Origin of the sequence: Paracoccus sp. S-4012 (genome assembly GCF_009674885.1) — a bacterium.
In the GTDB taxonomy this organism is placed as follows: domain Bacteria; phylum Pseudomonadota; class Alphaproteobacteria; order Rhodobacterales; family Rhodobacteraceae; genus Paracoccus.
The window spans coordinates 564,988-588,358 of sequence record NZ_WKKA01000001.1 but is presented as its reverse complement, the minus strand read 5'-3'; the positions used below and the strand labels follow the sequence as shown (position 1 = coordinate 588,358).

At 69.9% G+C, this 23,371-nt stretch carries 26 protein-coding genes; 2 read left to right on the top strand and 24 right to left on the bottom strand.

The window, feature by feature from the left end:
- Positions 1–53: 53 nt before the first annotated feature.
- From GI374_RS02905 to yajC, 9 genes are all read right to left on the bottom strand, one after another.
- Complete coding sequence (locus GI374_RS02905) at positions 54–584, bottom strand: DsbE family thiol:disulfide interchange protein (protein WP_154335487.1); 531 nt, start codon at positions 582–584, stop codon at positions 54–56.
- Positions 577–735 (bottom strand): heme exporter protein CcmD, encoded by a 159-nt coding sequence (ccmD, locus tag GI374_RS02900; protein WP_154335486.1) that lies wholly within the window; start codon positions 733–735, stop codon positions 577–579. The genes GI374_RS02905 and ccmD overlap by 8 nt, the downstream gene beginning before the upstream one ends.
- Positions 732–1,460 carry a heme ABC transporter permease gene (locus GI374_RS02895; RefSeq protein ID WP_154335485.1) on the bottom strand — a complete coding sequence of 243 codons (729 nt, stop codon included), beginning with the start codon at positions 1,458–1,460 and terminating at the stop codon, positions 732–734. The genes ccmD and GI374_RS02895 overlap by 4 nt, the downstream gene beginning before the upstream one ends.
- Before the next feature lie 42 nt (positions 1,461–1,502).
- Positions 1,503–2,159 carry a heme exporter protein CcmB gene (gene ccmB / locus GI374_RS02890; protein ID WP_154335484.1) on the bottom strand — a complete coding sequence of 219 codons (657 nt, stop codon included), beginning with the start codon at positions 2,157–2,159 and terminating at the stop codon, positions 1,503–1,505.
- A 61-nt stretch (positions 2,160–2,220) separates the two neighbouring features.
- Positions 2,221–2,850, bottom strand: coding sequence for a heme ABC exporter ATP-binding protein CcmA (ccmA, locus tag GI374_RS02885; protein ID WP_154335483.1), 630 nt, complete (start codon positions 2,848–2,850; stop codon positions 2,221–2,223).
- Positions 2,847–3,200 carry an Mth938-like domain-containing protein gene (locus GI374_RS02880; protein ID WP_154335482.1) on the bottom strand — a complete coding sequence of 118 codons (354 nt, stop codon included), beginning with the start codon at positions 3,198–3,200 and terminating at the stop codon, positions 2,847–2,849. The genes ccmA and GI374_RS02880 overlap by 4 nt, the downstream gene beginning before the upstream one ends.
- Positions 3,200–4,183: a protein translocase subunit SecF gene (secF, locus tag GI374_RS02875; protein WP_154335481.1), complete on the bottom strand. Its 984-nt coding sequence runs from the start codon at positions 4,181–4,183 to the stop codon at positions 3,200–3,202. Before secF ends, GI374_RS02880 begins: the two co-directional genes overlap by 1 nt.
- A 10-nt stretch (positions 4,184–4,193) precedes the next feature.
- Positions 4,194–5,858 (bottom strand): protein translocase subunit SecD, encoded by a 1,665-nt coding sequence (secD, locus tag GI374_RS02870; RefSeq protein WP_154335480.1) that lies wholly within the window; start codon positions 5,856–5,858, stop codon positions 4,194–4,196.
- 10 nt (positions 5,859–5,868) lie between these two features.
- Complete coding sequence (gene yajC, locus GI374_RS02865) at positions 5,869–6,198, bottom strand: preprotein translocase subunit YajC (protein WP_154335479.1); 330 nt, start codon at positions 6,196–6,198, stop codon at positions 5,869–5,871.
- Between the two features lie 184 nt (positions 6,199–6,382).
- On the opposite strand from yajC, the gene mazG reads away from it, so the two are divergent.
- On the top strand, positions 6,383–7,189 hold the full coding sequence (mazG, locus tag GI374_RS02860; protein ID WP_154335478.1) for a nucleoside triphosphate pyrophosphohydrolase: 807 nt from the start codon (positions 6,383–6,385) through the stop codon (positions 7,187–7,189).
- 101 nt (positions 7,190–7,290) lie between these two features.
- Here mazG and dusA read toward each other — a convergent pair whose 3' ends face one another.
- The 10 genes from dusA to GI374_RS02810 all read right to left on the bottom strand — a co-directional run bounded on the left by dusA (position 7,291) and on the right by GI374_RS02810 (position 16,035).
- Positions 7,291–8,343 carry a tRNA dihydrouridine(20/20a) synthase DusA gene (gene dusA / locus GI374_RS02855; RefSeq protein WP_370515106.1) on the bottom strand — a complete coding sequence of 351 codons (1,053 nt, stop codon included), beginning with the start codon at positions 8,341–8,343 and terminating at the stop codon, positions 7,291–7,293.
- A 344-nt stretch (positions 8,344–8,687) separates the two neighbouring features.
- The gene (locus tag GI374_RS02850; RefSeq protein ID WP_154335476.1) at positions 8,688–9,173 is read right to left on the bottom strand and encodes a DUF411 domain-containing protein; all 486 of its coding nucleotides are present in this window, start codon (positions 9,171–9,173) and stop codon (positions 8,688–8,690) included.
- Between the two features lie 13 nt (positions 9,174–9,186).
- Positions 9,187–9,468: a hypothetical protein gene (locus tag GI374_RS19745; protein WP_370515113.1), complete on the bottom strand. Its 282-nt coding sequence runs from the start codon at positions 9,466–9,468 to the stop codon at positions 9,187–9,189.
- Positions 9,469–9,511: 43 nt separating this feature from the next.
- Positions 9,512–10,426 (bottom strand): hypothetical protein, encoded by a 915-nt coding sequence (locus tag GI374_RS02840; protein ID WP_154335475.1) that lies wholly within the window; start codon positions 10,424–10,426, stop codon positions 9,512–9,514.
- Positions 10,427–10,428: 2 nt separating this feature from the next.
- On the bottom strand, positions 10,429–11,208 hold the full coding sequence (locus GI374_RS02835) for an HpcH/HpaI aldolase/citrate lyase family protein (RefSeq protein ID WP_229582468.1): 780 nt from the start codon (positions 11,206–11,208) through the stop codon (positions 10,429–10,431).
- A complete protein-coding gene (locus GI374_RS02830) occupies positions 11,205–12,104 on the bottom strand; it encodes a DUF6282 family protein (RefSeq protein ID WP_154335474.1) in 900 nt (299 codons plus the stop codon). The genes GI374_RS02835 and GI374_RS02830 overlap by 4 nt, the downstream gene beginning before the upstream one ends.
- 16 nt (positions 12,105–12,120) lie before the next feature.
- Positions 12,121–13,182: a tRNA-dihydrouridine synthase gene (locus tag GI374_RS02825; protein ID WP_154335473.1), complete on the bottom strand. Its 1,062-nt coding sequence runs from the start codon at positions 13,180–13,182 to the stop codon at positions 12,121–12,123.
- Positions 13,182–14,462, bottom strand: a complete 1,281-nt coding sequence (locus GI374_RS02820) for a TRAP transporter large permease (protein ID WP_370515105.1) — start codon at positions 14,460–14,462, stop codon at positions 13,182–13,184. Before GI374_RS02820 ends, GI374_RS02825 begins: the two co-directional genes overlap by 1 nt.
- Positions 14,459–14,968: a TRAP transporter small permease gene (locus tag GI374_RS02815; RefSeq protein ID WP_154335472.1), complete on the bottom strand. Its 510-nt coding sequence runs from the start codon at positions 14,966–14,968 to the stop codon at positions 14,459–14,461. The genes GI374_RS02820 and GI374_RS02815 overlap by 4 nt, the downstream gene beginning before the upstream one ends.
- 71 nt (positions 14,969–15,039) lie before the next feature.
- The gene (locus tag GI374_RS02810; RefSeq protein WP_195759810.1) at positions 15,040–16,035 is read right to left on the bottom strand and encodes a TRAP transporter substrate-binding protein; all 996 of its coding nucleotides are present in this window, start codon (positions 16,033–16,035) and stop codon (positions 15,040–15,042) included.
- A gap of 98 nt (positions 16,036–16,133) precedes the next feature.
- Here GI374_RS02810 and GI374_RS02805 point away from each other — a divergent pair, with 98 nt between their 5' ends.
- On the top strand, positions 16,134–16,925 hold the full coding sequence (locus GI374_RS02805; protein WP_154335470.1) for an IclR family transcriptional regulator: 792 nt from the start codon (positions 16,134–16,136) through the stop codon (positions 16,923–16,925).
- Between the two features lie 245 nt (positions 16,926–17,170).
- On the opposite strand, the gene GI374_RS02800 is transcribed toward GI374_RS02805, so the two are convergent.
- The 5 genes from GI374_RS02800 to GI374_RS02780 are packed head-to-tail and all read right to left on the bottom strand — an operon-like array spanning position 17,171 to position 23,366.
- Positions 17,171–18,457 carry an amidohydrolase family protein gene (locus tag GI374_RS02800; protein ID WP_154335469.1) on the bottom strand — a complete coding sequence of 429 codons (1,287 nt, stop codon included), beginning with the start codon at positions 18,455–18,457 and terminating at the stop codon, positions 17,171–17,173.
- Between the two features lie 11 nt (positions 18,458–18,468).
- Positions 18,469–19,410, bottom strand: coding sequence for an ABC transporter permease (locus tag GI374_RS02795; protein ID WP_229582466.1), 942 nt, complete (start codon positions 19,408–19,410; stop codon positions 18,469–18,471).
- Positions 19,410–20,459 carry an ABC transporter permease gene (locus tag GI374_RS02790; protein ID WP_154335467.1) on the bottom strand — a complete coding sequence of 350 codons (1,050 nt, stop codon included), beginning with the start codon at positions 20,457–20,459 and terminating at the stop codon, positions 19,410–19,412. Before GI374_RS02790 ends, GI374_RS02795 begins: the two co-directional genes overlap by 1 nt.
- On the bottom strand, positions 20,449–21,963 hold the full coding sequence (locus GI374_RS02785) for an ABC transporter ATP-binding protein (protein WP_154335466.1): 1,515 nt from the start codon (positions 21,961–21,963) through the stop codon (positions 20,449–20,451). Before GI374_RS02785 ends, GI374_RS02790 begins: the two co-directional genes overlap by 11 nt.
- Positions 21,960–23,366 carry an amidase gene (locus GI374_RS02780; protein ID WP_154335465.1) on the bottom strand — a complete coding sequence of 469 codons (1,407 nt, stop codon included), beginning with the start codon at positions 23,364–23,366 and terminating at the stop codon, positions 21,960–21,962. The genes GI374_RS02785 and GI374_RS02780 overlap by 4 nt, the downstream gene beginning before the upstream one ends.
- Positions 23,367–23,371: the final 5 nt, after the last annotated feature.

Below are 23,371 nucleotides of genomic sequence, written 5' to 3'. Positions count from 1 at the left end.
CCACCTCTTCAGACGCAATTTGGCGTCAGATGGGATGTGGAACAAGAGGCCTGTCAGCCGCCCGCCGCCTCGATCGCCTCCCGCAACCCGCCGATCTCGCGCTGCGTGACCGGACCCGCGAAGCGGTAGGTGATGCGGCCCTCGCCGTCCACGACGAAGGTCTCCGGCACCCCATAGACCCCCCATTCGAGGCCCATGCGCGCCTGCGGGTCGGCGGCGACGGCCTCGTAGGGGTTGCCGAGTTCGTCGAGGAAGGCCACCGCGTTCCGCGGGGGGTCCTTGTAGTTGACGCCGTAGATCGGGACGCCCTCGGCCGCGAGGGCGCTCAGGTGCGGATGCTCGACGCGGCAGGGGGCGCACCAGCTGGCCCAGAAGTTCACCAGCTTCACCCGGCCATCGGCCAAGTTCTCGGGCAGCGGCGGCAGGTCGCCCAGCGGCTGCAGCTCCGCCGCGGGCGCCGGCTGGCCGATCAGCGCCGAGGGAAGCTGCTGGTCGCCGGCCGAGCCGAGGCCGATGTAGAACACGACGCCAAGCGCGGCGAAGGCCAGCGGCGGGATCAGGAGCAGCGGGGACACCTTAGCCATGCTTCACCTTGCGCGCCGCCTCCTCGGCCTCGAGCGAGCGCCGGGCGCGGGCGGCGGCCATAAGCGACTGGACCACGATGCCGCCCAGCAGCAGCAGGCTGACGCCCCAGGCGACAAGGACAGTGGCGGAGTATTTGCCGAGTTCGATCATGCCCGCAGCTCCCGCGCGCGGAGCGCCGCGAGGCGGCGGATGCGGATCTCGGTGCGGGTGCGCAGCAGCAGGAGCGCGACGAAGAGGAGGAAGAAGCCCAGCATGCAGAGGTAGAGCGGATAGCTGTAGGTGCTGCTGATCCGATCGCCCGGCGCCACGCTGATGGTCGCGCCCTGATGCAGGCCCTGGTTCCAGAAGTTGACGGCGTAGCGGCTCAGAAGCGCGAAGACCGAGCCGACAAGGCAGAGCACGCCCGTGAGGTCGGCGGCGCTGTCGGGGTTCTCGACCGCGGACCAGAGGGCCATGTAGCCGAGATAGAACAGGAAGAGGATCAGGAACGAGGTCATCCGCGGGTCCCACTCCCACCAGGTCCCCCACATCGGCTGGCCCCAGATCGCCCCCGTGGCGAGCGCGATCAGGGTCATCACGGCGCCGACCGGGGCCGCGGCCTTGGCGGCGAGCGCGCTGACATGGTGGCGGCGGATCAGCCAGATCAGCGAGGCGACCAGCATCATCACCCAGATGTTGATCGCCATCATCGCCGCCGGCACGTGCAGGAACATGATCTTGACGGTCGAGCCCTGCTTGTAGTCCTCGGGCGTGAGGAACCCCCACACGAGGCCGATGCCGAGGCTGGCCGCGGCCGCCGCCGTGACCCACGGCAGAAGCGCGCCGGAGGTCCGCATGAAGCGGACGGGGTTCGCGTATTCCCAGAGGGAGGCCATGCGTGATCCTCTATGCCGGGGTCCGGTCAGGCTCAAGCCCGCTCACCGCAGGTTGACCCGGAGGGCCGCGGCGGCGGCGAAGGGGACGAGGGCGAGCGTGGCGGCGGTGATGCCGGCGAGCAGGACGAGGGGCGTGGAGGCCCCGAGACCCTCGGCCCCGCGGCGCACGGCCTCGGCGCCGAAGATGAGCGTCGGGACGTAGAGGGGCAGGACCAGCAGCGACAGCAGCAACCCGCCGCGGCGCAGGCCGACCGTGAGGGCGGCGCCGAACGCGCCCAGGACCGAGAGCGCCGGAGTGCCGAGCGCGAGGGACGCGACCAGCCACGGCATCGCGGCGGGAGGCAGGTGCAGCAGGATGCCGAAGAGGGGTGCTGCGAGCGTCAGCGGCAGGCCGGTGGTGATCCAGTGGGCGAGGGCCTTGATCGCGACGGTGCCCTCGAGAGGCAGGGGGGCGGTGGCCAGCAGGTCGAGCGAGCCGTCCTCCCAGTCGAGGGCGAAGATGCGGTCGAGTGACAGAAGGCAGGCGAGCAGCGCGCCGACCCAGAGGATGCCGGGGGCGATGCGGGCGAGGATGTCGCCTTGCGGGCCCACGCCGAAGGGGACCAGCGTGCAGGTGATGAGGAAGAAGGCGAGGCCGAGGCCGAAACCGCCGCCCGCGCGGACCGCGAGGCGCAGGTCGCGCAGGAGGAGGCTCAGCATCGGGCTGGGGCGCCGGTGGCGGCGTTGCAGTGGATATTTGAGGACAGAAGAAGCCGGGGCGTCACGCGAAAGCCTCGTCGAAGCTCGCTGGGGCGACGCGGGAACCTTCGGTGGCGCGGAAGGGGGCGAGGTCTAGGACGCGGGCCTCGGCGAGGCCGAGGTCGATATGGGTCGCCATCAGCGCGCTGCCGCCCGCGGCCAGGTGGGCGCGGATGGCGGCGGCAAAGAGGGCGACGGATGCGGTGTCGAGGGAGACGGTCGGCTCGTCGAGCGCCCAGACGGGGCGGCCGGTGACGAGGAGCCGCGCAAGGCCGAGGCGGCGCTTCTGCCCGGCGGAAAGGGCATGGGCCGGGCGCTCAGCCAAGTGGGTGAGGTCCATTGCCGCGAGCGCCGGCTCGATCGGCGGGCCGCCGAAGACCTCGCGCCAGAAGGTCAGGTTTTCTGTCACGGTCAGCGCGCCCTTCAGACCGTCGGCATGGGCGGAATAGGCGATGCTCTCGGGCGTGGCCACGATCTCGCCTGCGACCGCCGGCTGCAACCCGGCGACGGTCCGCAGCAGCGTCGTCTTGCCGATGCCGTTCGGGCCGCGCAGGATCAGCGCCTCGCCGGGGTCGAGGGTGAAGCTCACGCCATCGAGCGCCCGCGCGCCCCCGCGCGCGACGGCCAGCCCGCGGACCGCGAGCACGGTCATGTGGGCAGCAGCGCGGCGGCGACCTGCCGCCCCTCGGACAGAAGCAGGTTGTAGACGCGGGCGGCGGCGGGGGTGGACATGACCTCGACCCGCAAGCCCACGGCCTCGAGCGCGTCGAGGAGGCCCTCAGGCAGGCGCGCCACTTCGGCGCCGAGGCCGATCACCAGCAGTTCGGCCACGGCCGCGAGGGCGATCAGCGGGGCCTCATCCTCGAGCCCGCCCCAGGGCGTCGCGCGGCCGTCGTGGATCACCACCGCGCCGCGATGGACCTTGCCCCCGAGCCGGACGAAGCCCGGCCCGTAGCCGTCGATCGGCACGGCGCCGTCATACTCGGCCGGGGTCATCGCCATCAGGGCAGGTCCGAGAAGGGCGAGCCCTCGGCCACTTCGCGCTCGGGGTCATGGACCTTCTTCGACCAGTCGCGCTTCACGCCGAGCTGCAGGACGATGTTCTTGGCGAGATAGACCGTCGAATAGGTCCCGATCACCACCCCGAACAGCATCGCGAAGACGAAGCCGCGGATCACGTCGCCGCCGAAGACCAGCAGCGCGCCGAGGGCGAGCGCAGTGGTGAGCGAGGTCATAACGGTCCGCGACAGGGTCTCGTTCACCGTCAGGTTCATGATGTCGATCAGCGGCGTCGTCTTGAACTTCATCAGGTTCTCGCGCAGGCGGTCGAAGATCACGACGGTGTCGTTGATCGAATAGCCGAGAATCGTCAGCAGCGCGGCGATGGTCGAGAGGTCGAACCGGAGCTGGAAGAGCGAGAAGATCCCGACCGTGATCAGCACGTCATGGATCAGCGCCACCACGCCGCCGACCGCGAACTGCCATTCGAACCGGAGCCAGATATAGAGCAGGATGCCGAGGGCCGCAGCGCCCACGGCGAGGAAAGCCGTCTGGATCAGCTCGCCCGAGACCTTTGGACCGACCGACTCGACCGCGGTGAAGGTGACCGCCGGATCGATCTCCTGGAGCGCGGCGTGGATGGTGTCCAGCTCCGCCGGCGTCACGGCCTCGGCGTCCTGCCGCGCGCCGAGGCGGATCTGGACGACGCTGCGCTCGCCGAAGGTGGGATCGAACACCTCGGTGATCGAGACGTCGGTCAGCCCCAGGTCGTCGAGCTGGTTGCGGTAGTCGCCCACGTCCACGGCATTGGTCGATTCCGCGCGGATGGTGGTGCCGCCGCGGAAGTCGATGCCGAAGTTCAGGCCGTTGATGAAGAGGACGATGACCGAGGCGATCATCAGCGCGAAGGACACGCCCGAGGTCAGCCACATCCAGCGGAAGAAGTTGATGTTGGTGTCGTCCGGGACAAGCTTCAGGAGTCTCATGCGCGTCCCCTCACAGAACCAGTTCTTTCGGGCGGCGGCGCTCGTACCACAGCACGATCATCAGCCGCGTGACGTAGATCGCGGTGAAGACCGAGGTGACGAGGCCGATGGTCAGCGTGACCGCAAAGCCCCTGACCGGCCCGGAGCCGAGGAAGAACATCACCATGGCGGCGATGAAGGTCGTCAGGTTGGCGTCGATGATGGCCGACATCGCCTCGCGGAAGCCCTTGTCGATGGCCGGGCCGACGGCAAGTCCACGTCGCAGTTCCTCGCGGATGCGTTCGTAGATGATGACGTTGGCATCCACCGCGGTGCCGACCGTCAGCACGATCCCGGCGATGCCGGGCAGCGTCAGCGTGGCGCCCATGACCGACATCACGCCGAGGATCAGGATCACGTTGGTGATGACCGCGATCGAGGCGAAGACGCCGAAGAGGCCGTAGCTGGCGATGATGAAGGCGACCACAAGGACGGTGCCGATGATGGCGGAGATGCGGCCCGCGTCGATGCTGTCCTGCCCCAGCTCGGGGCCGATGGTCCGCTCCTCGAGGAAGGTCATCTCGGCCGGCAGCGCGCCCGCGCGCAGCAGCACCGCCAGTTCGTTCGACTGGTCGATGTTCATGCTGCCCGAAATCTGGCCGGTGCCGCCGGGGATCGCCTCGCGGATCACGGGGGCCGAGATCACCTGATCATCCAGCACGATGGCGAAGGGCTGGCCGACGTTGTTGGCCGTGAAGGTGCCGAAGCGTTTCGCGCCCGAGGGGTTGAAGCGGAAGGTGACCGAGGGCTGGCCGTTCATGTCGAAGGCGGGCCGCGCGTCCACGAGGTCCTCGCCGGTCACCACCGGCACCTCGTCGAGGGCGTAGAACACCCCCGGCTCGTCCAGCGAGGGGACGAGGATGTTGCCGATGCCGGGATTGGCGTTCGCGTCCGTGCTGCGGCCCGCGACCGGGTGGAAGGTCAGCTTCGCCGTGGTGCCGATCAGCGACTTGAGCTCGGCGGCCGAGCCGATGCCGGGCACCTGGATCAGGATGCGGTCGCGGCCCTGGCGGACCACGGTCGGCTCCCGCGTGCCGACCTCGTCGATGCGGCGGCGCACGATCTCGAGGCTCTGCTGCACGGTGCGGTCGTCGGTCGCGGCCTTCTCGGCATCCGAGAGCTGGATCATCAGCCGGTTGCCCTCGGCCGCGATGGCGAGGTCGGTCTGCCCCGCGCCCGTCACCGAGACGACCGGCGTCGCGAGCGTGCGCGCGATCTGGACCGCGCGCGTCATGGCGGCGGGGTTCTCGATCTCGACGTAAAGGGTGCCGGGGGGCGAGGACACGCGGCGCACCGCGCCGACCTCATCGCGCGCGGCCCCGAGGGCGTCGCGCAGTTCCGGCCAGAGCGAGGTCATGCGCGCCTGATAGACATCCGCGACATGCACCTCGCCGAGCAGATGCGCCCCGCCCCGCAGGTCGAGGCCGAGATTCACGAGGCCCGAGGGCAGCCAGTCGGGCCAGAGACCGCGCGCCGCCGCCTGCTCATCCGTGTAGAAGCCCTGCCGTTCGGCCTCGCGAACGGCGTCGTTATGCGCCTCGACCCGCCCGTAGAAGAGGTTCGGCGTCGCCAGCAGGACGCCGACCAGCGTCACCAGCAGGATGGCAAGTCGCTTCCACTTCCCGATATGGATCATCGACGCGGCCTCAGCTGTTGGCGGCCGCGGGGGTGGTCGGCGTCACCACCTGGGCCACGGTGCCGCGCACGATCTTGACCTTGACCTGCGGCGCGATCTCGACCTCCAGCTCGCCGTCGCGGACCGCGGTGATCTTGCCGATCACGCCGCCCTGGGTGACGACGGTGTCGCCCTTCTTCAGCGCCTCGACCATGCGGCGATGCTCGCCCATCTTCTTCTGCTGCGGCCGGATCATCAGGAAATACATGATCGCGAAGATCAGGATCAGCGGCACGAACTGCGCCAGCGCAGAGGTCGCACCGCCTCCGGCGGCCTGGGCGTAGGCGGGTGTGACGAACATCGCGGTCCTTCCGAATGAGCGCAGGGGCGCCAACGGGAGAACCGGGGCGCGAATTGGCGCGCAACCTAGTGGCGGGGGGGCGGCTTGACAAGCAAGCCCCGGCTCACGGGCCAGTGTGCCGCGGTGGACTCGGCGCGGCCGCTATGGCAGGTCGCGGCGACCGATGCGGCGGGGCGAGGTTTCGATGGCGGAGCATGCGGAAGCCGAGGCGCAGACCGCGCGCCTCATCGGCATCATGGCGGCGCTGCGCGACCCGAAGACCGGCTGCCCCTGGGACATCGAGCAGGACTTCGCCTCGATCGCGCCCTACACCATCGAGGAAGCGCATGAGGTTGCCGACGCGATCGCGCGCGAGGCCTGGGACGAGCTGCCGGGCGAGCTGGGCGACCTGCTGCTGCAGGTCGTGTTCCACGCCCGGATGGCCGAGGAGGCGGGCATGTTCGGCTTCGCCGACGTGGCGCGCGCGATCTCGGACAAGCTGGTGGACCGCCACCCCCATGTCTTCGGCGACGAGAGCCGCGACAAGTCCGCCGCCCAGCAGGTGCTGGACTGGGAGGCGATCAAGGCGAAGGAACGGGCCGGAAAGGCCGAGAAGGGCGTGCTCGACGGCGTGGCCCTCGGTCTGCCGGCGCTGATGCGGGCCGTGAAGCTGCAGAACCGGGCCGCGCGGGTGGGGTTCGACTGGCCCGAGACCACGCAGGTGCTGGAGAAGCTGCGGGAGGAGGCGGAGGAGCTGGTCGCGGCCAGGAACAGCGCCGACACGGCCGCGCTGACCGAGGAGATGGGCGACCTGCTGTTCGTGGCGGCGAACCTCGCCCGGCATCTCGACGTGGACCCGGAGGAGGCGCTGCGGCAGGCGAACGCCAAGTTCACGCGGCGCTTCGAGGCGATCGAAGCCGCGCTCGCCGCCGACGGACGGCGGCCGCAGGACAGCACGCTGGCGGAGATGGACGCGCTCTGGGACGCGGCGAAGGCGGCGGAGAGGCGGTGAGGGCCGCAACCTCGGGCCAGGCCGCGGCATCCGCGTAGCCGTGCCCATGAGTGTGTCCCGCCCTGGCCTGCCCGGTGCAGCGATCTCGCTGCCCGAGGCGGCTACGATCTGCTGGGCGTGATGTCCGCGCCGCAGGTTTGGGAGGCCATCTGACCGCCGGAGGCCGCTCCGCCCGCGACCGCCGCGAGGGCGGTGTCATAGGTCGCCAGATCGCCGGAGGGCCCCGCCTCCGACAGGATGCGCTTCCAGGCCCGCGCGCCGGGGCGGCCATGGAACAGCCCCAGCATGTGCCGGGTGATCTGGTGCAGCCGCCCGCCCGTGGCCAGATGCGCCGCGATCCTCGGGCGCATGGCGAGGGCGGCGTGGCGCGGTTCGGCAAAGGGCGGCTCCTCCCCCCACAGCCGGTCGGCCGCGCCCAGAATGTCCCACGGCTGATGATAGGCCGCGCGGCCCACCATCACCCCGTCCATGACGCGCAGATGTGCCTCGACCGCGTCGAGACTGGCGATGCCGCCGTTGATGGACAGATGCAGGTCCGGGAACGCCGCCTTTGTGCGATGGACCAGCGGATAGTCGAGCGGCGGGATCTCGCGGTTCTCGCGCGGGCTGAGGCCCTGCAGCCAGGCCTTGCGCGCATGGATCGTGATGCGCCGCACACCCGCCGCGCGCACCGCCTCGAGGAAGGCCGGCAGCACCGCCTCCGGCTCCTGCTCGTCGACGCCGATGCGGCACTTGACGGTGACCTCGACCGGGCTCTCGCCGATCATGGCTGCGACGCACTCGGCGACGAGCGAGGGCTGCTTCATCAGCACCGCACCAAAGCAGCCCGACTGCACCCGGTCGCTCGGGCAGCCGATGTTGAGGTTGATCTCGTCATAGCCGAAGCCCCGCGCCGCCCGCACCGCCGCGGCCAGCAGCTCCGGCTCCGACCCGCCCAGCTGCAGCGCCACCGGCCCCGCGGCCGGATCGAACCACAGCAGCCGCTCGCGGTCGCCATGCACGACCGCGGCCGCCGTCACCATCTCGGTATAGAGCAGCGCCCGGCGGCTCAGCAGCCGGTGGAACCCCCGGCAATGCCGGTCGGTCCAGTCCATCATGGGTGCGACGCTGAGGCGAGCCGCCCTGCGAGCAAGTGTCTTTACCTCATGGCTCACTGGGACTGACCTCCGTCACCCTCCGTTCGCCGCATCCACGGGTTTTTTCCAGCTTTCCCGGGTTTGGCGAGCCGAGTTGCTACACGGTAGCAACTCGATCTGGAACCCTGCCGGTGCCGCGAGGGGGCCCTGACGATCGCGAGACCACGGTTTCCGCGCTGCCACGCCCGGACCGATCTCCCGCTCGACCGGCCTGGGAACGCCCCGCATCACGAAGAGCTCGATGCAGGCGGAAGGGATGAGACGCGCCTCATGGCCCAGCTTCCCCGATCTCACGGCCCCATAAATGGCCGCCACCCTCGGGGCGCAAGCTGGCTGAAGAACGCCAGCACCTGGCGCTCGCCTCAGACTTGCCGCGCACCCCGAAACCGCGCGAAGGTCTCGAGCCCCGTCGGGCCGAACAGGACGACTTCGTAGCGTTCCGGCGCGACACCGGGATAGTCCATCCCCGGCGAGCCGCCGGGCATTCCCGGCACCGCGAGCCCGGTTGCCTCGGGCCGTTCAGCCAGCAACCGCTGGATCGCGCTCGCCGGGACATGGCCTTCGACGACGTAGCCGTCCACCTCGGCCGTGTGGCAGGAGGCGAGATCATGCGGCACGCCAAGTCTCTGCTTGAGGGCAAGCACGTCATCCGACTCGATCACCCGGACGGGGAAGCCGGCGGAACGCAGATGCTCGATCCAGTCGCCGCAGCAACCGCAGGACGGGTCCTTGGTGACGGTCATCGGCGGCAGCGGGTCGGCCTGCACCCGCAGGGCGAGGGGGGTCAGCAGCGCGAGGGCCCCGGCCCCGGAGAGCATGGCGCGGCGGCTGATGATCGTGTTCGGCATGGCAGGCCTCGCGTTATCGTTCGGTCAAGTCTGGGGTGTCCACTGGAGGGGAAGGCGGGGCGGCAACATGCCGCGCGGGCGTCAGAGAACCACAGTCCGCAGCCGCGCGGCGTTCAGGATCACCCTGCCCGAGGACAGCACCATGGCCAGGGCCGGCCGCGAGCGCCAGCGGATGCTCGCTCGCCCGCTCCACGCCCGCCGCGAGGCGTCGGGCTTCGTCCTCGGTGAAGCCGGACGCGGGAACGATGCCCGTGACGGCGGGCCGGCCCTCGGTCAACGTGCCGGTCTTGTCCACAGCGCCAGGTCCGCGGCCAGCAGCCGGATTGGCAAGGCTCAGATCACGCAGACGCCGCGGCGGGCAGCGGGTAGTCGTCCGCGTTCAGCACCCAGCCCGGCTTCAGCGAGAAGTCCATGCGCGGCGGACAGAAGATGTCCACCAGCTGGTTCTCGCCCGCATCCGTCGCCCGGGTCGTGTGGATCACCGGCGGCGGGATCACCAGTGACGCGGGCGAGCCGACCTCGACATGGCGGTCGTCGCGCCAGTCGGCCATGTCCACGGTCCAGGGCCAGCGCAGGTGGTGGACGAAGCTGCCCTTCAGCGTCAGCGAGCACTGCTCGAAGTCGTCGTGGTGGTGCGGCGACATCTTCGAGGTGTCGCGCGGCCCCATCTGCGGCTCGAACACGTTCACCATGAAGGTGGTGCAGCGGAAGATGCGGCCGAAGCGGCCCGGCTCGGCCGGCACGTCGAGCGAGTAGTGGCGGAGGCGGAAGCCGCCTTTCGGCTCGGGCCAGGCCTCGAAGGGCGGGATGTGCGTGCGCGGCACGTCATAGCCGCGCGCGTTCGACGCGGCCTCGGCCAGGTCGGTGGAGCGGGTGGTGAAGAGCCGCACCAGCACGCCGCCGGCCGGCAGGGTCACGCGGCTGCCGCCGGGAGGGACGAAGGCGATCGAATGGCCCGGCACCTCGATGCGTTCAGGCCCGGCCTCGATCACCGCACCCTTCGCCGCGTCGGGCAGGTAGACCACGTATTCGTCGGGCTGGTCCTTGCGCTCGAACGAAGCCCGGGCGGTGGCCTCGGAAAAGGCCAGCACGAAGTTGTTGCCGCGGTGATACCAGCTTTTCCAGCCCTCGCCCTCGGCCTGCGGGGCCGTCCCGTAGAAGAGCGCCAGTTGCTCCTCGGCGACCAGCCCGGTTGCGGGCGGCGCCGAACCGGCGGCGAACAGGTCGGCGCGGGGGTCCTTGTCCTTGTACATCGTCAACTCCTTGAGCGACCGGCGGGCTCGGCCGCCTGGGTGGTCATCATGCGCCGCGCGCCTTTCATCAGCAGGCTCTGGTCGGAGCCGCAGACGAAGACGGTCACGCCGCGCTCCTGCCAGAGAGGGATCTGGGCCTCGTCGCCCACGAAGAGGCCCGCGGCGAGCCCGGCGCGGCGCGCGGCCTCGATCACGCGGGTGATCGCCGCATCCAGTTCCGGCGAGGGCATGGCCACGCCCATGGATTGCGAGAGGTCGGCGGGGCCGACGAAGAGCACGTCGAGGTCCGGGCAGGCGGCGATGTCGTCCAGCCGGTCCAGCGCGGGCGCGTCCTCGATCTGGACCATGATCACGCTCTCGTCGTCGCATTTGCGGCGATAGTCGGCGAGGCCGATGGCGCCGTAATTGCCCGCCCGCGGCGAGGGCGAGATGCCGCGGCTGCCGCGGGCGAACTTGACCGCGGCGCAGACCGCCTCGGCGGTCTCGCGGTCGGCCACATGCGGCACCATCACACCGGCGGAACCGAGGTCGAGCAGCGGCGCGATCCAGTCCGGCTGCGCGCCCCAGCGGCGCGAGAGCACCGGCAGGCCGCTGGCGCGGCCGGCCATGACCATCCGGTCCATGTCGGCCAGACCGATGGGCGCGTGTTCCTGATCAACCAGGGCGAAGTCGAGACCGGCGATGCCGAGGATCTCGATGACCTGCGGCGCGGGCGTCTTGACGAAGGTGCCGATCACCGTCTCGCCCGCGCGGATGCGCGCCCGGAAGCCCGGCATGGTCATGCCGGCAGCCCGACCAACTCCGCCGCGGCGGTGGTCGTCATCTGCCGAACTTCCTCGTCGGAATAGCCGCAGTCCAGCAGCAGCTCGATCATCATCCGCATGCCCTGGGCCGGGCTCGGGTTGCCTTTCTGCCCGAGGTCGGTGCCGAAGAAGGTGCTGGCCACGCCCGCGGCGTCGATCACCGCCTTCAGGTGGTCGGTGTCGAACATCTTGAAGGTCGATTCGATGAACATGCAGGCGGAATGCTCGATCTTCACGCCCATGCCGACCAGATGGGTGATGTCCTGGAACGAGCAGTCGTTGACATAGGTGGGGTGGTTCAGGAACAGCCGCTTCACGCCGCGCACCTTCGCCTCCTCGTAGAAGGGGAACAGCTCGCGCGCGTGATGATGGCCGCCCGAGACGACCGCATCGGCCTCGGCGATCAGGTCGAGGATGTGCTTGACCTCGTCGCGCACCTTGCCGCTGTCGTCGGTCAGGGTCAGCGGCGTCGGCGCGACGGTCTTGGCGGTGTTCTGCGGGAACTGGAAGCCGGGCTTCTCGGCCTCGTGGTCCATGTGGTTCTTGGCATGCGCCGTCGCCATCCAGACGACGCGCGCGCCCTGTTTCAGCGCATAGTCCACGGCCGAGGGGTTCAGTCCGCCCAGCGGGTTGTTCAGCACGATGGAGCCGATTGCCTGCGTCTGGAAGCCGCAATTCTCGTTGATGAGGCGGGTCACGGGCATCGTCGGGTAGTAGTGGTCCTTCAGCAGGATCGCGGCCATGCCCTGCTCGTCGGCCTCGCGGACCGCCTCGATATGATCGAGCTTGCGCGGATGCAGCGACGGGCCGGAGTGGATGTGCAGGTCCACCGCGCCCTTCATCAGCGAGTCGATGCGGTCCTTCATGTCGGACATGGGTCTCTCCCTTGGGTCAGTGGGCCGCGCCGGCGGCGCGGGGGATGTGGTGGCGCCAGACATTGTCCAGCACGGGCAGGTCGGAAAACCGGCGGCGCGCGTCGGCGGCACGGCCGATCAGACCCGCGGCGGGCAGGGCCCTTGTGTCGCAATAGGCTTGCAGGGCGGCCACGGCATCGGACAGCACGCCGAAACCGCGCATCATCACCGCGGACGACAGGCCCACGGCCGTCGCCCCCGCCAGCATCATGCGCGCGACATCCTCGCCCGAGGTCGCGCCGTTGATGCCGATGAGCGGCTGCTCCGGTCCGAGCGCGGCGCGGGTCTCGGCCAGCCAGTGGCAGGTGAGCGGCAGGTTCCAGAAGCCGCCGACGCCGCAGCTCGTGCCCAGATGCGGGGTCATGGTGTCGAGGTCGGGTACCAGCCCGAGCGCCCGTCCGGCGATCACTACTGTTGCGGCCCCGGCAGCGGTCGCGGCGGCGGCAAGCGCCGTCACGCGCTCGCTCTGGCCGGAGAGCTTGACCCAGACCGGGATCGAGACCGCCGCCGTCACCGCGCCGACGATCTCGCTCACGCGGCCGGGATCGAGTTCGGTTGACACCGCCCCGCGCGCCGCCTGGCTGGCGTAGGGGGTGCCGATGTTCAGCTCCAGCACGCGCAGCCCCGCCTGCTCGATCCGGCGCGCGGAGGCGACCGCCGCGCCAAGGTCGGCGAGGACCAGCGACGGCATCAGCAGGCAGTCGGACGCGCGGGCAAGCCGGTCATGCCGCGCCGCCTGATCGAGCCAGGCCTCGAACCCGAGCGGATGCAGCCCGGATCGCGTGAGGATCGTTGCATCGACCGCCTTGGGGTCCCAGGCAACCGGGCGCCAGTCGGGGCCGAGTGCCGCGTATTCCGCCTGCCGCAGTTGCCGCTTGGCAGCATCCGACTCGTTGGTGGACTTCATCACCACCGCGCCCGCGCCCGAGGCGATCGCCGCCGCGAGGCCTCCATCCTCGATCAGATGCTCGCCCGGCGCGGCGATAACGGGGTTCTTCAGCGGCAGCTCGCCGATGCTGACGGTCAGCGCCTCGGCCATTACCGCGCCCCCAGAATCTCTGGCAGAAACAGCGATATCTGCGGGAACACCGTGATCAGCCCCAGCACGATCAGCGCGATCCCGATCATCGGCAGCGCCTTGACCGCGACCTTCTCCATCGGCCGCCCGGTGACGCCGGAGATCACGAACAGGCAGAGGCCCACCGGAGGCGTCACGAAGCCGACGAGCACGTTAAACACCACCATCACGCCCAGATGCACCGGCTCCATCCCCAGCGTGTTGCCGATCGCCATCAGCGCCGGAACGGTCAGGATCAGCACCCCGATGGTGTCGAGGAACATTCCCATGACCAGCAGGATAAGGTTCACCATCAGCAGGATGACGTAGGGATTGTCCGAGATGCCGGTCAGCAGCGCGACCGCCTTTTGCGGCAGTTGCTCGATGGCGAAGATGAAGCCGGCGACGTTGGCGATGGCGATCAGGAAATAGATCGCCGAGGTGATGATGGCGGTCGAGACGAAGGCGTCCTTCAGGAAGCGCAAGCTCATCGCGCGGTAGACGAAGGTCGCGACCAGCAGCGCGTAGACGGCGGCGATGGCGGCGGCCTCGGTCGCGGTGAAGATGCCGCCCCGGATGCCGACGACGATGATGATCGGCAGCAGCATGACCGGGATGGCCTTCCAGAAGCCGCGCGCGATCTCGGCCGCCGACTGCGGCTCGGATTTGGGGTAATTTCGGACCCGGGCGACCCATACGGCATAGATCGAGAGCGCGATCGCGAGGAGGATGCCGGGCGCGAGGCCCGCGATCAGCAATTGCGAGATCGAGGTGCCCGACAGCGCGCCGTAGATGATCATGGCGATCGAGGGCGGCACCAGCGGCGCCATCAGCGAGGACACCGCGATCAGCGCGGCCGAATAGTCCACGTCATAGCCCTGCCGCGTCATGTCGGGCACCATGACCGTCCCGATGGCCGCGGCGTCGGCCGCGGCCGAGCCGCTGACGCCGCCGAACAGGAAGCAGCCCCAGACCGCGGTCAGCGACAGCCCGCCCCGGAACCGGCCCACGATCGAGTTGGCGAAGCCGATCAGCCGTCGCGTGAGGCCGCCCACGTCCATGATGCTGCCCGCCAGCACGAACAGCGGGATCGCCAGCAGCACGAACAAGTCCATGCCGGCCAGCATCCGCTGCGGCAGGACCAGGAGGAACTGGGTCTGGCCGGTCATCACGAAATAGGTGAGCGCGCTGAAGCCCAGAACGAAGGCGATCGGCATGCCGATCAGCATGGTAAAAAGGAACGCGGTGCCGAGCCAGATCACAGCGCCTCCTCCGCGCCCATGACGTGCTCCTCGCGCGTGCGCGGCTCGCGGGCGACGCCGAACAGCTCGTTCAGCGCGACATGGATCGCCAGCAGCACACAGCCGGCGACCACCGAGACATGCACCCAGAACATCGACACGTTCAGCGCCACCGCGCTCTGCAGCCGCGTGCCCCAGCTGAACTTGAGGCCGTGCCAGATGACGACGGCGAGAAAGACCAGCACCAGCACCGCCGAGACCAGGTCGGCGGCGCGGCGCAGCGGCGGGGGAAGCTTCTCGACCACCATCCGCATGCCGAGGAACTGGCCGCGCGAATAGCTGACGCCGGCGCCCAAAGCGACGATCCACAGCATCATGTAGCGCATGAACTCTTCCGACCAGAACAGCGAGCTGTGCATCACGTAGCGGGCAAAGACCTGCAGGATGCCGACGGCGAGGATCGCCGCGATACCCGCAAAGCAGAAGGCTTCGACTGCGGCCACATAGGCCCGCCAGAACTTGGACATGGTCGCGTCCTCATGCCTCGAAAATGACAGGGAGGGGGTGCCCGGCCGTCCGCCGCGCACCCCGCACGGGATCACTGCGCGGCGGGCGTCAGCGTCTTGGCCTTGGCCGCGAAGGCCGCGATCAGGGGGTCGACGGCCTCGTATTTCTCGACCACCGGCGCGAAGGCGGCGGCGAGCTCGGCCTTGAAGGCGTCCGATGGGGTGACAACCGGGATCTGCAATTCCTCGAGGTGCGCCAGAACCTGCTTGTCGAGGTCGGCCACCGCCATCACCTGCGGCTCCACGGTCTCGTCGGCCGCCTGGCGCATCGCGGCCTGCTGCTCGGGCGTCAGGCTGTCGAACTTGGCCTTGTTCACCAGCAGGAAGCCCGGCCAGAAGTAGTGGCCGGTCAGGGTCACGCCCTTGCCGATCTCGTAATACTTCTCGCTCTCGATCGAGGTCAGGTTGATCTCGACCGCGTCGAGCGTCCCGGTCTCGAGGGCGGAATAGACCTCGCCATAGGCCATCGGCGTCGGGTTCACCCCGACCGCGGTCCAGGCGTCGAGGAACATCCGGTTCGGCGCCACGCGGGTCTTGAGGCCCTGCATGTCGGCGATGCTCTCGACCGGTTCGCCCACGGTCATGAAATGGCGCAGTCCGCCGTCATAGACGCCGAGCGCGATCATGCCGTGGTTCTCCAGCCGGTCCATGATCGCGCGCGCTTCGGGCGACTTGGCCATCGTGGCGAAGCCCGCATAGTCGGGGATCAGGCCCGGAAGCTGGAAGGCGTCGATCGAGGGCTCGAGCGTCGCATAGGCCGAGGTCGAGTTCACGGTCATGTCCACCGTGCCGAACTGCACACCCTCGGCCAGCTCCTTCACGTCGCCGAGCTGGCGCGACGGGTAGATGTCCACCTTCACGTCGCCGTTCGAGATGCGCTCGACCGCTTCCTTGAAGCGCACCGCGGTGTCGTGGATCGGGTGAAACTCGAAGACCGGGTGGCCAAGCCGCAGCGTGACCGGCTCGGCCATCGCCGTGCTGGCAAGCAGGGCGGCACCGATGCCGGTGCAGATCGCGAAGTGCCTCATGTGTTCCTCCTCCGTGTTCCCTAGTCGGGAACGTCGTTCTCTGATATTCATGAGTCGCGATTCGAGTCAACCGGCCAGGGGCCGGATGCGAGGGCAGAGTGGAAAAATCCGACCACGTGCGAGCGGCCGACACCTCGCTCCGCATCCTGCAGTTGATCGCCTTCTCGGATGTGCCGCTCGGGGTGACGCAGATCGCCGCGCAGGTCGGCACCGCCAAGGGGGCGGTCCACAAGCACCTGCGGACGCTCGGCGATCACGGCATGGTCGCGCAGGACCCGGTCACGTCCCTCTATTCGCTGGGGCCGAAGATCTGGCTGATGGCACAGAAGGCCCCGCCGGGGCGGACGTTGGCGGAACTCGCACTGCCGCTGATGCGCGTGACCCGCGACGAGTTGGGGCTGGCGGTGGTCCTGAGCGTGCCGACGGCGCGGTCAGCCTATGTCCTTGCAACGTTGAGCAGCAACCAGCCGATCGAGATCGGCGTCCGCCCGGGAGGCGAGCTGTCGCTTCACTCCTCGGCGCAGGGCAAGGTCTTCCTCGCCTTCGGCGATCCCTCGCTCCCGGAGTCGCTCGCGCCGCCGCTCGAGCGGTTCACGCCGAAGACGCAGACCGACGTCGGCAGCGTCAGGGCGGAACTGGAGCAGATCCGCCGGCAGGGTTATGCCACCGCGCCGGAAGAGTCGCTCCTCGGCATCAACGCGCTCGCCGCGCCGATCTTCGACAGCCGCGGGCAGATCGCCGGCGCGATCGGCCTGATCGGCTCGGTGCAACATCTCGGCAGCCAGCCGAGCGACACGCAACTCGATGGTCTGCTGCGGCTGACGGCCGCGATCTCCAGGCGACTGGACGAAGGATCAGGCGGCGTCTCGAAGCCCTCCCCTGCGCCGTGAGCCCTCATCCGGAGGCTCACGGCCGCACGACGCCGACTGGGAGGCGCTCCACACCCTCCTCGGGGGCCATGCAAAGAGCCGGATTAAGTCCGTTGCACACGGGCGCGCCGGTCCTGGCCTCATGCCGGAACAGGAACGCTTGCACTTGCCTGTCTTGGCAGGGGCATGGCGGACGGGCATGACGCAAAGCCGCAGCCGATGGCGTCCGCGAATGCTGGCGCGCAAGCCGCACCCCGGCGGCTGTCCTACGCTGGCCGGTAGTCCCTGCCCGGGTCGATCCGCTCCGGGCGTCCCGCAATCGCCAGATGCCCGATCCGGGGCTCCGTGCGGCTGACGATCCGGCCCGCCCGCAGCACGAAGAGCCGCGCCGGCTTCAGCCGGAGCGCCTCGGTCACGTCGCCCGCTTGAAGCACCACCAGATCGGCGCGGCAGCCGACCGCGAGCCCGTAATCCTCGATCCCCATGGTGCGGGCCGGATTCACGGTGATCGCGTCGAAGAGGCGGCGCTTGTCCGCGATGCTGCCCATCTGCGCCACATGGATGGCCATATGCGCGACCTCCAGCATGTCGCCCGAGCCCATCGAGTACCACGGGTCCATGCAGCAGTCCTGCCCCAGCGAGACGTTGAGGCCCGCCGCCATCAGCTCGGGCACGCGGGTCATGCCGCGGCGTTTCGGATAGGTGTCGTGGCGGCCCTGCAGCATGATGTTGATGAGCGGGTTCGAGATGACGTTCACCCGCGCCTCGGCCATCAGCGGGATCAGCTTCGACACGTAGTAGTCGTCCATCGAATGCATCGAGGTCAGGTGCGAGCCGGCTACCCGGCCCTGCACCCCGTGGCGCACCGTCTCGGCGGCCAGCGTCTCGATGTGGCGGCTCATCGGGTCGTCGCTTTCGTCGCAATGGATGTCCACCGGCAGCCCCCGCTCGGCCGCGATCCGGCACAGCGCCTCGAGCGAGCGGCGGCCTTCATCCATGGTCCGCTCGAAATGCGGGATGCCGCCGACGATATCGAGGCCCATGTCGAGCGCGCGCTCCAGCGACCGCTCGCCCTCGGGGGCGCGGAAGTAGCCGTCCTGCGGGAAGGCGACGAGTTGCAGGTCGATATAGGGCTTCACCCGCTCGCGGACCTCGATCATCGCCTCGGCGGTCACGAGGCGCGGATCCGAGGTATCGACATGGCTGCGGATGTAGAGCAGCCCCTGCGACACGGCGAGGTCGCAATAACGCAGCGCCCGCTCGACCAGGGCCTCGCGCGTGAGGGTCGGGCGCAACTCGCCCCAGAGGGCGATCCCCTCGAGCAGCGTGCCCGAGACGTTCATCCGCGGCAGGCCGAGCGAGAGCGTGGCATCCATGTGGAAATGCGGGTCGCAGAAGGCGGGCGAGACGAGCCGGCCTTCGGCCTCGATGACGGCGCCAGCCTCGGCTTCCAGCCCCCTTTCGATGGCCGCGATCCGGCCGTCGCGGATGCCCAGGTCGATGCGCTCGCGCCCGTCGGGCAGGTTTCCATTGCGGATGATGGTGTCGAACATCGGTCGGCCTTTCAGCGTTCGCCGCGGCGGTAGGGTTGCATCAGCGCCTGCGGCACCCGCGCGCGGCGGGCGGTCGCGGCCAGCGCGGCGATCGAGAGCACATAGGGCATCATCAGGAACAGCTGATAGGGGATCGCGCCGGTCAGCATGGTCTGCAGCCGGATCTGGAAGGCGTCGAAGAATGCAAACAGCAGCGCCCCGATCAGCGCCCGGCCGGGCCGCCAGGTCGCGAAGACCACGAGCGCGATGCAGATCCAGCCGCGGCCCTGCACCATGGTCGGGATGAAGCTGTCGAAGGCCGAGAGCGTCAGGAACGCCCCGCCCGTCGCCATCAGCGCCGAGCCGACGGTCACCGCGCCGTAGCGGACCGCGGTCGGATTGATGCCCTGCGCCTCGGCCGCATGCGGGGTCTCGCCCGTCATGCGGATCGCAAGGCCGAGCGGCGTGCGGAAGATGACCCAGCCCATCAGGACCGCCAGCAGCATCGCGACATAGGTGGGCGCGGTCTGGGTGAAGAGCGCCGGTCCGATGAAGGGCAGATCGCTGAGGCCGGGGACGTTCAGCGGCTGGAAGGACAGGATTTTCGGCGGGATACCCACCACCGGCACCAGCAAACGGAACAGGTAGTAGGCGAGGCTGGAGGCAAAGAGCGTGATCCCGAGGCCCGAGACATGCTGCGAGAGCCCGAAACTCACGGTCAGCAGCGAATGGAGAAGCCCGAAGGCCGCGCCCGACAGCGCCGCGACCAGCATGCCGGTCCAGAGATCGGCGCCGTTGTAGACCGCGAGCCAGCCGATCATCGCCCCGAAGGTCATGATGCCCTCGATCCCCAGGTTCAGGATGCCTGCACGCTCGCACAGAAGCTCGCCCAGCGTGCCGAGGATCAGCGGCGTGGCGATCCGCAGCACCGCGGCCCAGAGCCCGGCCGAGAACAGGACGTCGAGCAGGTCCATCATCGGGCGATCCGGTACTGGGTGAAGAAGATCGCGACCAGCATGGCCAGCAGCGACAGCGCGACCGTCACATCGGCGATGTAGGTCGGAATGGCCATGGAGCGGCTCATCGCGTCCGCGCCCACGAACATGGCGGCGGTGAAGATCGCCGCCAGCACGACCCCGATCGGGTGCAGGTTCGCCAGCATCGCCACCACGATGCCGGAATAGCCGTAGCCGGGCGAAAGCTCAGTGGTGACGTAGCTGGTGACGCCCATCACCTCGACCGCGCCGGCAAGGCCGGCGAGCCCGCCCGAGATCATTGCCACCTGCACCAGCGTCCGGCCGAGGGGCACGCCGGCGAAGACCGCAGCCGTCGCGTTCAGGCCAGCGGCGCGCGAGCGGGTGCCGAACACGGTGCGCGACTGGACGAAATGGACCACGACCGCCAGCGCCAGCGCCAGCAGCAGCCCGGCATGCAGCCGCGAGCGGGGAATGAGCTTCGGCAGCATCCCGTCCTCGTCGATGGGCTTCGACTGCGGCCAGCCGAAGGCCATCGGGTCCTTCAGCACGCCGTCGATCAGCATCGACACGAACAGGATCGCGACGAAGTTCAGCAGCAGCGTCGTGACCACCTCGTCGACCGAGAACCGCAGCCGCAGCCAGAGCGGGATCAGCAGCAGCGCCATCCCGGCGAGCGCGGCGGCAACCAGCAGGATGGGGATCTGCAGGATCGACGGCAGGCCCCCCGCCAGTTCCGCGCTCAGCGCCGCGGCGGCGATGGCTCCGAGATAGAGCTGCCCCTCGGCGCCGATGTTCCAGAGCCGCGCGCGGAAGGCCACCGCCGCCGCGAGCCCGGTCAGGATCAGCGGCACCGCGCGCGTGAGCGTCTCGGTCGCCGCGAGGCGCGAGCCGAAGGCCCCGGTGAGGATGCGCTCGTAGGCCGTCAGCACCGGCGAGCCCGCCAGCGCGATGAGGACGCCCGCAAGCGCGAGCGCCGCGGCAACCGCGATCACCGGCGCGATCACCACCAGAACCGTCGAACGGTGGGCGCGCCGCTCAAACCGCATGGGCACCCTCCCATTCTCCGGCCATCATCAGCCCCAGCTGGCCCCGTTCGGTCGTCTCCCGCGCGACCGGCGGCGAGAGGCGGCCACCCACGATCGCCTGGATGCGGTCGGCAAGCGCCATGACCTCGTCGAGATCCTCCGAGATCAGCAGCACCGCCGCCCCGGCATTCCGCGCCGCGAGGATGCGCCCGTGGACCGCCGCCACCGCCCCCTCGTCGAGACCGCGGGCCGGCTGGGCGGCGATCAGGATGCGCGGATGCTCGATCAGGTTCCGGCCGAGGATCAGCTTCTGGATATTGCCGCCCGAGAGCAGCCGCGTGCGGCTCAGCGGCGTGCCGCCGCGCACGTCGAAACCGTCGATGATCCGCTGCGCGAAGGCGATGGCGGCGCGGCGGTCCACCAGCCCGCCGCGCGAGAAGCGCGACAGCCGCTCGAGCACGGCGTTTTCCCAGAGCGGCATCTCGCCGATCACGCCCTCATGGTTGCGATCCTCGGGGATGCGGCCGATGCCGGCATCGACGACCTCCGGCACCGACAGATCGCCCACCGCCGCGCCGAAGAGGCGCAACTCGCCCGTCGTGCGCCGGGCCGTGCCGCTCAGCACCGCGGAGAGCGAGGTCTGGCCATTCCCGGCGACACCGATGATTCCCAGCACCTCGCCGGCATGAAGGTCGAAATCGACGGCCTTCAGCCGGTCCACCCCCCCGCGCCGCAAGGTGACGCCCCGGGCCTCGAGCACGACCTCGCCGGGCGGCGACATCTTCCGCTCGGGCCGGTGGACCGCGCGGCCCACCATCAGCTCCGCCAGTTCCGCCTTCGTGGTCCCGCCCCGCAGCCGCTCGGCCACCTTGCGCCCCCCGCGCAGCACGACGATCCGGTCGGCGGTGGCCATCACCTCGTCGAGCTTGTGCGAGATGAAGATCAGCGACAGCCCCTGCCGCGCCATGTCGCGCAGCGTGGCGAAGAGGTGTTCGGCCTCGATGGTCGTCAGCACCGCGGTCGGCTCGTCGAGGATCAGCACGCGGGCATGGTTGTAGAGGGATTTGAGGACTTCGACCCGCTGCTGCTCGCCGACCGACAGATCGCCCAAGCGGGCGTCGGGATCGGTCTCGAGGCCGAAGCGCCGCGACAGTTCCATCAGCCGGCGCCGCCCGGTGGCGGCGTCCGAGACCGGCCGCCACAGGCTTTCGGTGCCCGTCATCACGTTTTCCAGCACCGTCAGGTTCGGCGCCAGCGAGAAATGCTGGTGCACCATGCCGATCCCGGCCCGGATCGCGGCCAGCGGGCGGCCTGGCGGCAGGTCCTTTCCCATGACGCGGATATGGCCGCTGTCGGGCTGGTAATGGCCGAAAAGGATGTTCATCAGCGTGGTCTTGCCGGCGCCGTTCTCGCCCAGCAGCGCCACGATCTCGCCCTTCGCGAGACTGAGGGAGATGTCGTCATTGGCGAGCGTCGCGCCGAAGCGCTTGCTGACATTCGCGATCTCGAGAAGCGTCTCGCTCATGCGTCGAACCCGGCAAGCGCGTGGCGATGCTGCCAGCGGCCCTCGGCCTCGAGCCGCGCCGCGATGATCAGCAGGAGCGCCTCGGCCCCCATCGGCGCGATGAGTTGCAGCGGCAAGGGCAGACCGGCGGCGTCGGCGCCGTAGGGCAGCGTCAGAGCCGGAAAGCCCGACACGTTGGCGAGCGTCGCCAGCGGCGCGAAACCGGCCATGGCGGCGAAGTGGCGTTCGACGTCGCGGTGATCGGTGGGCAGCCAGCCCAGCCGCCGCGGCGCGGTGGTCAGCATCGGCGCGAGCAGCAGGTCGAAGCCGTCGAACAGCCGCCACAGGTCCCGGCTGACCAGCACGCCCTCGTTCAGCGCCGCCCACAGTTCCGCCCCCGAAAGCGCCTGCCCGCGCGCGGCGACGGCCTGCGTCATCGGCTCCGCCGCGCCGAGGTCGAGGCCGAGCGATGCGGCGAGTTCGGCAAGGTTCGCCGCGACGATGGCGAGGAACACCCGATCGCTCGCAGCGGCCACGGGCGCGAGGGCCGGCCAGTTCAGCGGCACGAGGCGATGCCCCTGCGCCTCCAGCGAGCGCGCGGCGGCTTCGACCGCCTGCGCGCGCTCCGGCGCGGTCGGGTGATCGGCGCCAGTCTCGGTCAGAAGGCCGATCCGCAGCGGTCGTTCCGGCACCCGTGCCGGTGCGACCGGGGGGAACGGGCCGCGGGCGTCACCCGTGCAGGCGGCAAGGAGCGCCGCGCAATCGCGGACCGAGCGGCAGACCGCGAGTTCGGAAGCGATGCCGCCGAGATGATTGCCGAACCCCGGACCGGCCGGCACGCTGCCGCGGCCGGGCTTCAGCCCGACAAGCCCGCAGGCCGCCGCCGGAACGCGGATCGAGCCGCCCGCGTCCGTTGCATGCGCGATCGCGACGATCCCGGCCGCCACGGCCGCCGCCGCCCCGCCCGATGAGCCGCCGGGGCTGAGGGCCGGGTCGAGCGGGTTGCGGCAGGCCGGACCGGCGGCCGGTTCGCTGGCGAGCGACAAGCCGAACTCGGGGCTGGTGGTGAGGCCGAAGGGAACCAGCCCCGCCGCGCGGAAGCGGCTCGCGAGATCGGAGTCCTCGCCCTCTCCGCCCGCTGCAAACAGCCGCGATCCGGCGCGCACCGGCAGTCCGCGGAACGGTCCGCCGAGGTCCTTGGCCAATGTCGGCACGCCGCCGAACGGGGCGGACCGCCGCGCATCGCCCGACGGCAGCCCGTCGAACGCCGCAGCCCCCTCGCGGCCGAGCGCGGGCCGGGAGTCGCAGACGGCCCCGATCCCGCGCCAGAGTTCGGCGCGCGCCAGCGAGGCCTCCAGCGCGCCGGTCGCGCTCTGCCGTCCGGCGCGGATGGCGTCGGACAGCGCCGTGGCATCGGATATCATCGAGG